Genomic DNA, 13806 nt, shown 5'->3' with positions numbered 1-13806 from the left:
TTGATGGACACGAGGTGGATCGTAGGGCCTTCACTTGTGAAGCGCCGTCGTAGGCATGGCTTGGAGGACTGGGCTGCGGCGGTCTTCACAAGTCGCGCCCCTACGTTTGAAGCTTTATTCCACTACGATGCGATAGAATTTCTTTTCTAGATCGGGGTTGGTGTCGGTCCAGCTGCCGGAGCTTTGGCCGGTGGCGTCGTTGATCCAATCGCCTGCGACTAAGTCGACGCGGGATTGAATGGTGTACGTCTTCCCGGCAACTGGATCCCAGGTGAGGGTGAAGTCGCCGTTGCTTGCTACTGTCTGGTCGCCGATGACGAATCTCGAACTATTATCCAGCGGGTTGGTGCCTGCGATTTTTTCGTTGGCATTGGAGAGGCCGTCGTGGTCTTCGTCGCCGTTTGCGGAAAGCAGTTTGACGAACTGGCTCTGCGAACTGGTGGGGCCTTTGTTTTCGGTGGCGTTTGGATTGACCGCTCGGACCGAGATGGAGACTTGCTGACCCTCAGAGGCGCTGACGGTGTATTCGCTTTCAGAGGTGATGTAGGTGGTGGGATCGCCGCTGTTGATAATCACGGTGACTTCGTAGTCGGGCACAATGCCTGCCGAATCCGGAGCCACGTCTTCCCAGTCGAAGGTGGCCTCGGTGCCGATTTCGTAGGCGTAATTATTCGGCATGTCCGGAGTGGCCGGCATCGTTGTCGGTGCGGTGACGTCGTAAACTTTGAGGTATTGCGCTTCGTAAGGAGCACTGCTCCAGTCGCCATCGGTGGTCGGCACTTTGTTGAGGCTGACGAAGAAACCGCTGTCCTTGAGGTCGGCGCCGGTGATGCCGCTGCCCCAGAGCCAGGTGTCACGGCGTCCGCTCATGCCGATGGAGTCGTTTAAGTAGGCGGCGATATTTTTGACGTTATAGGTGCGTCCATCTTGTAAGCCGAGCAGGGGAGCGAGACTTTCAGGAATTTTAAAGTTATCACTTTGAGCGTTGTTGCGATCGACGTTGACGAAGCCGAGCACGACATCGCTACTGGCGGGCGAGGCGTTGGCTGTTTCGTATTTGGCAGCTGCAAAGATCTTGGTGTTGTTGCCGTCACCGTCGAGGAACCAACGATTGGAACTGGTGAGTGCGGGGCTATTTTTACGTGCGGTTTGAATGCCGGAATAGACCGGGTAGAGTTGATCGTTGCCGAAGTTGCCATCGTTCCAGATCGGCATCATAGAGTTCCAGCGTTTGAAATGTGGAATGTCTTTGCCAAAATTGTTTTCGTAGTGGCTGTAACCGAAGGTGCCGGCGATGCCGAGCTCTTGGCCGGGAAAGATCATGCTGGTGCCATCCATCATGCCGACGGCTGCGGTGCGTACGACGGATTCCCATGGGTCGCTGGGGGTGGCTTCGTCGTGCGAGGTGTTGTTGAGCAGCACGAGGCCTTGGCCGTAGGCGTTGCGACGATCATCGAAAATGGAGCGGTAGCTGGCCTTATCGCTCGCAGAGTTGAGCGAGAAGGTGATGTTCTCGTTGAGAATGTCGAAGTGTCGATTGGAACGGTAAGTCACCGCGCCACCGTCGAGGGATTCGGACATCATCACGAAGTTCCATTTGCGGGTGCGGGCGACGTTGATCATATATTCCCAGGCGCGGGGAGGGAGGCCTTGGCCAAAGTCGCAACGCAGGCCGTCGATGCCGAGGTGGCGGTTGGCTTCGATCTTTGGGGTGCCGTCGACGTAGCCGGTTTGATCGAGCCAGAAGACTGCATATTCAGCAAAGTAATCCCAGACGCGGCGGGTGACATTTTGCAGACCTGGGGCCACTGTATCGTCGTCGTTTGTCCAGTCGCTGTCGGTGAAGTCGAACCAATCGCCTTCGCTGTTATAGCTGGAGCGTTCCGGTTCTGAGTCGTATTCGACGAGCGAATCGTAGCGACCGAAGAACACATCTTTGACGTCGTTCCATTTGCCAAAGTCAAAACGGTCGGGGCCGGCGGCGATGTTTCCCGCGCCGGTTGCGCGGTTGCCGTAGTTACCATCGGCGGAGAAGAAGCGTGCGTCGCGATTACGAATCTCATCGGTGGGTGCCCAGGTTTCGCCTGAACGCTCAAACAAATCGACGCCGATTTGCGCGAGCTCGACATCGAAGGCCGTGTGATTAAAGGGCGCGTCGAGCATGATGCCGACTTCTTCGGTGTCGGCGGCGGCGACGAAGTTTTGAAAGGCAGTCATCGAGGCGGCGCGGTTTTGTGCGATGGTATTGGCGCCGTTGTAGTTGATCGTCATCAGCTCGTTCACTTCGAAGAAGTTCTTTACGGCGTAAGGGCTGCCGGGGTCATAGGGATCGCCGCTGCCGCCCCAGCCATCATTGGGCTCGCGGCCGTCGATGCCGTTGGGGTGGATCGGTTGGAACCAGAGCCAGTTCATGCCGAGGTTTTTCAGGTAGCTGAGATCCCAGCGATTACTGGCGTTGTGCGCGGCGCCGGCGGCATTGTGCAGATCTTCAAAGGTGGAACGTGTTTCGAAGGTGTCGCCAGAGGCTTCGATATTGAAAACATTGATCTCGTAAAGACGCACTTCTCGCGCATCGACTGGCGAGACGACCACGGCGTGATCGCGCAGGCCATACCAAATCCAGTTGTTGGGATCGTAGTTGTTTTCCGCAATGGCGTCGGATGTTTTGAAACGAGCGGTCAGGCGGTAGGCTCCAGTCTTGGAGGCTGGGATGGTTAACTCCCAAATGTTGTTACTGTCGCCGTCCGTCATGTTGAGTGGGGCGTAGTAATGGCCGGTGCTGGGATCAACATCTGCAGGCGAATCGGTGATGCTGTTGCCGTCGATTGGCTGGATGCCGTCGGCATAGCCGTCGCTGTCTTTATCAATGCGAGCGAGGTCGCGGCGGTTTACATTGGTAAAGACTTCGACGTCGGTGATATTTGAAAACCCTGCCAAGTTATAAAGAATCTCGATGTCCACCGAGGTGCCCACGATTTCGTCGACGAAGACGTGGGTGGTGGTGTATTCCGCACTGCGAAAATCGTAACCGGGTGCATTGACTTCGAGATAGCCAGCGGCCTGCGCGAGACTAGAGGCGCTAAGGAAGAGTGCTGTGGTGGTGAGTGGGGCTTTCATGTGAGGGGGGTGCTAAGGTCGGGTGATCTCGATCTTGAAGAAACGATTGTCGACTGTCGCGGGATCGGGAGTGGTGGCGGAGCCGTCGTCGGTCCATGTGTAGGCGGGGGCGTCCTCGGTGATGGAGAAGCGGCCGCCGGCGGGTTGCCAAGTTTGTGTCAAATCATCGACATACCAGACGCGGTAGCTGCGGCCCGCGAGAACGGGGAAGGTCACAGTGAAGTGGCCGCTCTCGTTTGTTTCAATCAGGCCCTGCGGTAGACCGTTGAACTCCGCCTCTGTGAGGTCGAGCCCGAGCACGTATTCTTCGAAGTTGGTGAAGGCGTCGCCGTCGTCGTTGCCGGTTTTTCCGTTGCTGCCAGTGGCGTCGTCGGGATCGAGGCCGTTGTCCAGCTCCCACCAGTTGGGCAGGTCGTCGCCGTCGTTATCCGTCATGCCGCTTTCGAGGCTCAAGGTCATCGAAAAGCTGTTCTGACCGTCGACGTTGGTGAACTCGACTTGTTGCGTCAGTGCTTGGTTGCGCATGTTGGGCGAATCCCATTCGAGGGTGCCGGGTTGGTCGTCGACCGCGTCGCCGTTGAAGACTGTGTTGGCATCGTAGGTGACTTCAGCGACGACGGGCTCGGCACCGCCACGGTTGGCGAGGCGTATCCGGCCGGTGGATACGCTGAGATTGTCGAGGTCGTATTGACCGCGGCTGATCAGGTTCCAGAGATTGGGCGAGAGACCGTGACGCACGTAGAGCTTGTCGACATTGGTGCCGCTGAGGGTGTAGTTGGCTTGCAGGTCGGGGAGCACGTCGTCGAGCGTGATGGTCTTTATGATGTGGCTACCGGGCGCGGTAAACGTCCAACCATTGCTGCCACTGGCGGCGACAGTGTAGAGGCTGTTCACGTATTGGGTGGTGCCCCCGCCGGAGCCGTCGGCATACCAGTCCTTAAACGCGGAGGTGCGGCGTGCGCCGATGCTGCTGCCGTCCACATTGGCGGTGCCTTCTTCTTCGGTTTCGTTGCCGGCGTAGCTTGGCTGAGTGCCGATGATTTGATAGACGGTGCCGCTGGCGGGGTTGCGCGCAAAGGCGGCCACGCAGCGTCCGCCGATGGCTTCGAAGACGGCGAAGGCGGTTTCGTTGTAGAGCAGGTATTCATCTTCGCCGTCGAGGTCGATGTCTTCAGCGCTGGTTTGTGCGATGACGGGTGCGGCGGCGGCCCAGGCATCGACTCGTTGGTAGAGGGCGGCAAAGCGCAACTGCGACTGTGCCAGTTTGGAGAACTCGGCCAGGTTGTTGAAGTCGGTGTCGGGATAGATGTAAGTGCCGGTGGAGAACTTGCTAAGGTTATTGTTCTGCTGCTCATGGAAGGCAGTCACAAACATGGCCGCGTGCGCGACGGAGCGGCCCAATTGGCTGGTGCTGCTGTTGCTGATGGCGGCGACGTCGCCCCAGGCATCGTCGGCGATACCGCTGACGCCTACTTCGCCGAAGGCGGCGGGCACGTTCACGCCCGGGCGCACTTCAAAGGTCTTACCCGCGAGACCTTCTTCGCGGCCGGACTGGCCATTATACCAGTTGCCGTAGTTCTCTTGGGTGGCGTGGTCGATAAAGTCCTTAGCGGTGCGTTGCAGGCTTTGGCCGGTGCCGCGGTCGACGGTGCTCCATGTGTCGCCGCTGCCATCGGCCGGCTGCGAGAGGTCGATATCGCCGTGCGCGACATCGTCGAGTGTGACGAGTTCGATCCACGGGCGGTTGGCGATCCAGCGCAGGTTCAGATCGTAGGCCTCGGCGTTGGCGGCGCTACGGAAGTCTTCCCAATCGCTGAGCAGGCTGAGCACTTGATCTTGGGTGCCGCTGCGGGCGCGACGACCGAGTAGTTCGCGCAGGGAGATGTTGAGCCCGAGATCCTGGTTTTGGAAAAGGAAGGTGCTGGCGAAGTCGTGGATTGGGAAGAGGCCGACGTTGTTGACTTCGTTGATCTGGTAGCCCGCTTGTCCGAGAGTTTGCGTGCGGCCAAACCATTTGAAGAAGTGGCGCATTTGATCCACCACAGTGTGGCTGTAGCCCATTGATTGGATGGTGGCGAGCACGCCGTCGTCGACCACGCGCTCGGCGGGCCAGAAGGTTGTGCTGGAAGGCGCTGCGCTGTAGATCTCGGTGAGCACGGTGTTGGATAAGTTGACACTGTCCTGCGTGAATGCGGTGGTGGCGAAGGGCACGACTTGGTCGGCAAAGGTGGTGCCAAAGAGCATGGCTTCTCCCGAGAGAAGGAGGCTGCTAATGCGCGCGTTGAGCGTCGGGCCGTCGCGGTAAGCTTTGCCGATGCTTGGATCGACGGCGGCCCATTGCAGTGCCGAGGCGAGGGTTGGTGTGATGTGCAAATTGACCGCGGCAGCAAAGGCATCGTGCGCATCGACTAAGCGGAAGTAGCCCGCGGGATCGGTGCTGGCATCGTCGTGGATGCGGTCGTGCATTTCGTTGGCGGAGCGGATGGCTTGATTGCCATGTGTGATGAGCGCGACCTTGGCGCGTTTGCCACGGTCGTTGTCGCCTGTGCGGCTGAACCAACTGTAGAGGATGCTCTTGTCGCCGCTGAGATTGCTTTGATCTTTATAATAAGAAGACGCGATGTAGTCGTTGCGGATGGAGTCGCGCACGTCGCTGCGGCCACCGATATCACCGAGGCCAGGGCCTGAGTTGTCGATGCCGTCGCGGGTGGTGTAGACTTGGAAGTTTAGGTTGTCGGCATTGCCATTCCAACCTGCGTCGAGCAAGGCTTGGCGACTGATAGAGGCTTCCATCGCGTCCAATTGGGAATTGAAGTAGGCTTGTTTGAAACCGTTGGCATCGGCTTGGGTGCGGCGCACGACGCCCTTGCTGAAGAGGTCCTCGCCGATGGCGGTGGTGTTGCTGCCGGAGTCGGTGTCGATGTAAACGGCGCCGTTGTCGGCATTGTAGATCGCGACGACGGCCTCCCATTTCATGTTGGTGCGAGTGTCGACTTCTTCGGGTAGGGCGGACTCGCCGACGGCTGTGTTGCCGGTGTCGATGACGATGTAGGCATCGAGATTGCCTTCCTCTGCAAAGGCTTTGAGGTCTTGGAAGTCGAATCGGAAGTAGAGTTTGCCGTCCGCTCCGCCGTCGCGGAAGTAGAAGGCCACGATGTCGCGTGATTCATCGAAGCCGTCGTAGGCTTTATAGATATCGGAGCCCTGGTTGTTGCCGCCGTTGCCATCGTATTCGTCGAGAGCGAGCAGGTCGTCGATGGTCCAATCGGTGAATTCGTTGAGGTTGCTCACGCTACCGACGGAGTCGTCTGCGCCGGGGCCGATGATGATCGAGTTGGCGGGGGGCGGTGGCACGTTATCGTCTTCCAGCGGGCGTGTGCCGTTCACCAATTCGGTGGCATTGCTGAAGCTGTCGCCATCGGGGTCGCCGGTGGCGCCTTGGTTGGTGTCGCCATCGTCGACTGCGGCGGTGCGCAGTGAATCGGTGCCGTTATCGAGCGGGTCGAGGCCGTTGTTGATTTCCCAGCCATCGGGGAGTCCGTCACCGTCGGTGTCGCGATTGAGAGGATCGGTTTCGGACCATGCTTCACCTGCATCGTAGACGCGATCATTGTTGCTGTCGCCTGCGATGACGCCATCGAAGTTGCTGTCTTCGCCATAGCCGTCGCTGGCACCATCGCCGTCCGTGTCGGCGTTGTTGGGATCGGTTTCGGTCCAGGTTTCGCTGGGCTGTCTGACGCCGTCTGGCCAGTCGCGTCCTGCCCATGGATTATAGTCGACGGGGATGATGGCACCATCGCCATCGACCCAGCCGTTGCGGTTGGCGTCTTCGACCCCGTCGGAAATGCCGTCGTAATCGGAGTCGGGATTGGTGGGATCGGTGACACTGCCGGCGGACTGGCGTGTGCGGTCGCCGCCTGCGCTGATGCTGTCGACGTTGGGCACATTGCCATAGTTGTCGACCGTGTTGTAAAAGGGCGGGTCGAGGTCGCCGATAAAGTTTTTGAAGCCGTCACCGTCGGTGTCGGCGGCTGCGTCGGTGTCGGCGTTGAGGGCATTGCGCCAGCCGACTTCGAGCCCGTCGGGCAGGCCGTCGCCGTCGGTGTCGGGCGAGAAGGGATTGGAACTGCCGAATGCGAAATAAGCGTGAATGTCGCCGTTGGTCCATTGATCCGAATTGACGATGGGCAAGAGCTGAGCGGTGTTTTCATCGGCATCGAGCAGGCCGTCGTTATCATCGTCGGTGTTGTTGGGGTCTTCCTCGACCAGCTCGCGGAAGATGACCTTGGTGTTGCGATCGGCGGTGCCGGTGCCACCTGGAGCGGTGACGGTGGCGGTGAAGCGGTAGCTGCCCTCGGCGATGGCGGACCAGGTGAAGTCCCAGAGTTTGCTGTTGCCCGAGACTACGCTGGTCGGTGTGCCGATGCTGGAGCCTTTCAAATCGACGAAGTTGAGTGCCACGTTGGTCGCATCCAGATTGGTGGCGATTTGTATGGTAAACTCGCGCTGGTCGGCAGTGGGGGCGGGCACGTCGGGCAGGATGATTTCGTAAGGGCGGCTGTCTGAGCCGAGTTCCGGTGGGTTGACGATCAGCACGCGTGGCGTGGTGACGGGGAGCGCGCGCACGATGCGGGTCGACTCGAAGTCGGTGGCGGGCGTGGGGCGGTCGTGGGTGACGGTGATCTTGTGATCGTAGTCGTTGATGTCGTTATAGAGATTGGGCAATTGATAGGCCAGCGCGTGGTATTCGCTGGTCTCGTTATAAACGATCGAGTAGTCGTCGCGGCTTTGTGATTCACCGGCGTCGTTCTCTTCGGTCGAGCCGATGTTAATCAAGAAGCGATCGATGAGTTGCTGTTCGGTTAAGCCATCGGCCAGTGATTTGGTGAAGTAAACCTTCATCACGTAGTTATCGTCTACGATCTGGCGATTCTGCGCGGGGAAGGCGATGAACATACGTTCGTCGGGGCCGGCGGTGTTGACGGTGCGTGTGAGTGTGGTGAAGTGGCCAGCTTCGTCGCTGAGCGCAAAGTCTTCGTAATTGCTAGAGGAGAGTTCGCGGAAGCGCACTTTGATGTCGGCGCTGCCGGTGGCGGGTACGTTGACGTAGTTGAAGCGCCACTCTTTACGATAGGCAGGATCGCCGGGGGTGATGTTGAGGCTGGGTGTTTGCTCGGAGGCGAGCGCCCAGATTTCGGCGACGTTGTTATCCCACTGTTCGTTGCCGTTGAGGTCGTCGTAGCTTTCGCCAGCGTCGCGGGTGCCGTTTTGATTGGTGTCGGTGAAGGGCTCGAAGCCGACGCCGTTGCCATTACTGCCGCCGGTGTTGATGTCGTCGTTGGTCGTATCCGAATCTTCGATACGATACCAAACTTCTTTGACGGTGGCATCGGTGCGGACGACGATACCGTAACTGGAGCCGCCGATGGTGTCGCCGTTGTTTTCAGGGAAGCGCACTTCGCCTTGTGGGCGTTCGGCATCGTAGTAGAAGGTTTGCTTGAAGGTGTTGTAAATGGAGGCTTTGCCGGGGCGATCGAGGAAGGTGCGTGCGGCGATCATGTGCATGCCTTCTTCGAGGCCGGTTTCGCTGACGCCGTAGTCGTTGTGTGGACGCACGGTGACGGTGGTGAGGTCGCGCTCGGAGGTTTGGAAGGTGGTCATCATCTTCGTCTTGAGGGCGACTTCGGCCGCGCCGCTGGGGAACACGCTCGGCTGGAATGTTTTATAAACACTGATCTTATATTTTAAAGTGCCCGCGGGAGTGGGGTTGATTTCGGCGCGCCACCAGTTGTCGCCGTCCTCGGTGTTGGGCACGACGTAGAAGGCTTCGGCGACTTGAGTGGTGCCGCGGCCCCATGCGCCCGCGCCTTCGGGGGCACTGCCATCGGTGGTGTAATAAACGTAAGCTTTGAAGCCTGCGCCGACGCTGTTGGTCTTTACCCAAATGATGGTGGAGCTGCCGGTCTGGTCGAGCTGGGTGGCTGTGGCGAGCGCGCCGTCGTCCGGTGTCCAACTGTCGAATCCGGCCGTGGGATCGTGAAAGACGAAGGTCGCGGCGGCCGTCTCTTGTGGGTTGTCGCCAAAGCCGTTTGCGGTTGCTGCGCCCGCGGTGAAGGTCTCCGCGCCAGCAGAGCCGAAGATGCAACGTGCGGTGTCCGTGGCGGCGAATTTTTCGGGGCCGATGCGGTCGACAAAAGTGGCTTGTTCGTAGCCGAGGAAGGTGTCGGTCGCGAGTGCGGGAGGATTGTCGCGCGGGTCGCCGCCGGCGTGGTTGGTGTCGTTGAGGTCGATGCCGCCGTCGAGTTTGAGCAGGATGTTTTCGGCGGAGCCATCAACGCGAGCGACGAAGCGCACCTGTGTGCCGTCGGTGATGCGGGGCACGGTGGCGGTGTAGGCGAAGTCGTTGTTTTCGAGATTGCTGATGATTGGTTGGCTGGAACTCGGCAGTGTGTCGCCGTGGAAATCGGCATCGCCGTTGGGGCCGTCTTTGCGCAGCACATCAACGGTGCCGACTTCGACGCCGCCTTGATAGATGGTGAGCGGGCGGCCGCCGGAGTTGGCCCACAGGCTAGAAGGATCGGGGTTTTTCCAACCAAATACGAAGTAGCCGCCGGCGGGGACGATGGTGGAGCCATTCACGATGTTGGACGCGTAAGTGTAGAAAGGGCCGCCGTAGTAGCTGGAGTAGTTATACAGGTAAGCATCGTTGCCGCCGGGGGTAGCGGGAAAACTGGTGCCGAAATTGACGCCGTGGCCTGACGAGTAATCGTCGTTGAGCATAAAGAGCATGGTGACGCCGTCGGCATCGCTCATGCTGCCGTTTTCGCGTTTATCCATGCGCTCGTAAACAACGACATCGCTGTCGGAGTATTTGCCGAGTTGGTAGCCACGGGCGAATTGCTCGTGGATGTAGAGGATGTTGGGCACGCGAGAGTCATCCCATTGGCCGAGGAAGGAGGTGTTGGCGTGACGAGGGAAGGCGCCGCCGGATTCGCCGAGGGTTTCGGCTTGGTAGTTGCCATCAGTGTAGAGCAGGCCGAGTCCGGCGCGGGTGAAATACATGGCGTGTTGCAGCTCGCGGCGGGAGGCGTAGTCGTTGTCGTGACTCTGCGCGTGCATGACTGTGAGTGCGGGGTCGAAGCCGCCTGCGCCGGAGTTATCGAAACCATTGAGACCATTCCAAGGGCTACCGAGACGACTGTTGAATTCCGTGCGGAGGGGATTGTCGACCAGTCGCATACCCGCACTGAAGTAGTCGCTATAGCCTGGAGGCTCGCCGAGGTGTTCGCCAAAGACCATGGCATCGTCGCGGGGCGCTTCAGTGTCGAAGACGGTGTCGCGGTGGTTGTTCCAATCGGAGAAGCCGCGGGTGAGATTATACTGCACCTGCACTTGGCCCAGGTAGCCGTAGTTGCTGGAGTCTTTGTCCTCGCCAAAGGTCGCGCCGAAGAAATCCGCCTGCGCGTGTTTCACCGCGTCGAGGCGCAGGCCGTCCGCATGGGTGCGATCCATTAGCCAACGAGCCGCGCGGTTGAGGTAGTCTTGCACATACTCTTCGTAGTAGCCGGCGTTGTCTTGTAGGTATTGCTGTGCTCGGGCTTTGATTTGGGCCTCGCTGGGAGTGGGGTTGCCCTCAGTGTTTAACAGGCCTTCGGCGAGCGGGAGCAGGCCGCCGAAGCCGATGTAGTTGTCGTCTTTATCGTAAGCGTATTGCTCGGGGCGATCGGGGTCGCGGATGAATTTGATCTTCGGAAAAGTGCTGCCTTCGGTGGGGCCAAAATTGTAGTTGGTGGTGCCGGGCTCCTGGGCGATGTCGATCAAATCGGCGAGGCCGAGGTTTTGCACCTGCCAGGCGCTGTTCCAGTCGCGGGTGTTGTTCCACTTGCGGTAAAAGCCCTCCTGGGTGGTCTGTAGGTGGAAATCTTCCGGCACCATGCCAGGGTAGACGTCGATCGGGGTGTCTTCATTGTAGCCCGGGATGTCAAAGGCCCGGTGGTTCATGATGTTATCAAAATAGACCCGGATGCCAAAACGGTGAGCGGTTTTGACCAGCTCCAGCAACTCCGCTTCTGTGCCGTAGCGAGTACGCACGGTGTTGCGCTGGTTCTTGCTGCCCAGGTCGAAGGGGTCCCACAGGTCGTAGCCGACGGAAAGACCGCCCGAGCCTTTAGTGGGGGGCGGCAGCCACAGCGAGGAGTAGCCCGCTTCGGCCAGCTCCGGCATCTTGCGGGTGATCTCTGCCCAGTCCGTGTTGAAATACTGGAGCATGGCCTCGCCTAGGGTCGTGCGGACGCTTAGAGTTATGAGTAGCAGGGCAGTCAGCCGTAGTGTGGCTGTGAGCGGTTTTAGGGATAAAAGCATTGGGTGGGGAGCCTACGAAGTAGACCGTTCGGGGATGATTGGCAGGCAGCCTAGGTGATTTTGTCTCTGGCGAAAGTAGTCCGACGATTCGACAGTCAAACAAACGTAATTAAAGCTTGTTCAACGGTCGACGAGCTGCTTTGATTGTGATTAGAGAGACACTACCATCTAATAGTTTTAATGCCCCATTCCCCTGAGCGCCGCCCTAATATGCAGCAAATCGGCCAAGCTGCTGGAGTCAGTAAATCTGCTGTTTCCCTCGCTCTGCGTAACGATCCCCGTATCCCCGAGGCGACGCGTCTGCGCATACAGCAGATTGCTGAAGAAATGGGCTATCGGCGTAATCCGGTGGTGGACTCGCTGATGACACAGCTGCGTGCTGGTCGTCAGCCGACTTTTCAGGCGAATCTTGGCTTGATCAACTGCTCTCCAATTAGTGATTTGAGTAAGAATCATACCTTTCGACGCTTGCGTGAAGGTGTCTTGCGACGAGCTGAAGACCTGGGCTATGGGATCGAAGAGTTTTGGTTGCAACAGCCTGATATGCGTCCGCAGCGACTCAAACAGATCGTAGAGACGCGCGGCATTCGTGGCCTGATATTGATTGCGGCGCTCAGCCCGGATACCATTGACCGTGGTTATGTGGATTTTTGGTATGATTTTGCCTGTGCGGTAATTGGAGTGACACATTTGAATAACCGTTTGAATTGCGCTTCCAATGATCAGTATCTCACTGCTCGTCGTGCCACCGGAAAGGTATTAGAACTGGGCTATAAGCGCCCTATGCTGGTGGTGCCGCCCCATGATGATGCCTTGTTGGAAGATAAATTTAGCGCAGGTTTTTACAGTGCGGCTCGTCATTTATCTGTGCTGGATCAGATTCCCGTCGTGCCATTGGATCTCGACGATCCACATGCGGCGCTCCAGGCCATTCGCCAGCAAAGACCCGACGTGGTGATCACAAATAAATCCGAATTTTATAGTGTTTTACAGGATGACGGTATCCGTATTCCCAAAGATCTGGGGCTGGTGCATCTGGACTGGCACGATGCCCTCGCGAATATCGCGGGTATGCGTCAAAACAATCGTGTCGTTGGTAGCGCAGGCGTGGATTTAGTGGTGGGGCAGCTTCAGAAAAATGAGTTTGGCTCGCAGGAATTTCCTAAAGTCGTGCAGATTGAGAGTGTTTGGATCGACGGGCCCAGCGTGAAGCTGCAAAAGCCCGTCGAGAAAAACGTTTCAAAGAAAAAGACGTGACGGGAATGTCGTGGGAGCGTTTTTAGCTTAAGACAGGCTGCATGTTTCCTCCTTGGGCTCTAAGTAAAGTTAGGGGCGTAGCTAAAATGCGCAATGCGTTAATTCAACCTTGAATTAATTGAAAATAAGTGAGAGATGTACGTTTCACATAACCTTCTTTTTCTCAAAAATAACTAATGAAACAGCATACTTCGTCCCTATTCTCTCTTGCTTTACTTTGTTGCAACGCATCAGCCGCTACGCTCATGAGTGATTCTTTCTCTATGCCACCATATGTGGAGGGGGATCTCGTCGGGCAGCAGGGGTGGACGAGTGGCTCGGTCACTTCGGATTTAGTGGACGTTCGGTCTACGGGTTTAGAGCATGCAGGGATGCTGGGGGAGACCGGGGGCTCGCTTTCGGTCGACAATTCGAATTTTGTTAGTTCTGCAGTCGTGGTTGCGCCGACATTTAGTGCTGATAGCGCTTTAGGCTCCACGACGCAGTATTGGTTTGCGGCACTTGTTGCAATGACAGACAATGCAGGTGGTGACTATAATTATATTTCGATGAAGTTTGATGGTGGAAATAGCACCTATTTTAGCTTCGGTCTATTGGATAATCAGTTTGTCTTTAATGGCTCCACTGCTGGATATGTTGGCACGCAGTATGGTGTGGCGGGCGAGACAGGAACCGGAGAGACTGCTTTGATCGTCGGTCGGATGACGGTTACGGATGAGTTCGCCTCGAGTTCGATACTTGCGGGTAAGGAGACATTTGATTTTTGGTTTAATCCAACAGATGCCACGAGTATTGCTAGTTTGACGAGCAGCGCTCAAGGTACGATCCTAGGGGATCAAAGCCTGAGCCATATTTATGGAGATTGGGGGGCTGTTGATGTGAAGACAGATGTCCATGGCTCTGCTGGCTTGAATTATTATCAGGATGAAATTCGTGTGGGGACTAGTATGAGTGATTTGAATCTTGCTGTCATCCCCGAACCAAATTCCGCATTATGGTTCGGGCTGGGGGTCTTGGCCTTGGGCTTGGGGCGTCGCTGTGCTTAATACAATTGCCTTCTAATCAGGTGGT

The 13806-nt window shown here is 57.6% G+C and carries 4 protein-coding genes; 2 read left to right on the top strand and 2 right to left on the bottom strand.

What is annotated here, in order from left to right; all coding sequences use genetic code 11:
• Positions 1 to 114: 114 nt before the first annotated feature.
• Together SH580_RS06820 and SH580_RS06815 are read right to left on the bottom strand one after the other, a co-directional pair.
• Positions 115 to 3117, bottom strand: a complete 3003-nt coding sequence (locus tag SH580_RS06820) for an alpha-amylase family protein (protein WP_319834265.1) — start codon at positions 3115 to 3117, stop codon at positions 115 to 117.
• Positions 3118 to 3129: 12 nt separating this feature from the next.
• Complete coding sequence (locus tag SH580_RS06815; RefSeq protein WP_319834264.1) at positions 3130 to 11478, bottom strand: alpha-amylase family glycosyl hydrolase; 8349 nt, start codon at positions 11476 to 11478, stop codon at positions 3130 to 3132.
• Positions 11479 to 11658: 180 nt separating this feature from the next.
• On the opposite strand from SH580_RS06815, the gene SH580_RS06810 reads away from it, so the two are divergent.
• Both SH580_RS06810 and SH580_RS06805 read left to right on the top strand, forming a co-directional pair.
• Positions 11659 to 12735 (top strand): LacI family DNA-binding transcriptional regulator, encoded by a 1077-nt coding sequence (locus SH580_RS06810; protein ID WP_319834263.1) that lies wholly within the window; start codon positions 11659 to 11661, stop codon positions 12733 to 12735.
• Between the two features lie 245 nt (positions 12736 to 12980).
• Positions 12981 to 13781, top strand: coding sequence for a hypothetical protein (locus SH580_RS06805; protein ID WP_319834262.1), 801 nt, complete (start codon positions 12981 to 12983; stop codon positions 13779 to 13781).
• Positions 13782 to 13806: the final 25 nt, after the last annotated feature.

The sequence above is a fragment of the Coraliomargarita algicola genome (assembly GCF_033878955.1).
In the GTDB taxonomy this organism is placed as follows: domain Bacteria; phylum Verrucomicrobiota; class Verrucomicrobiia; order Opitutales; family Coraliomargaritaceae; genus Thalassobacterium; species Thalassobacterium algicola.
The sequence above is the reverse complement of the archived record's forward strand: the minus strand, read 5'-3'. Positions and strand labels throughout refer to the sequence as shown.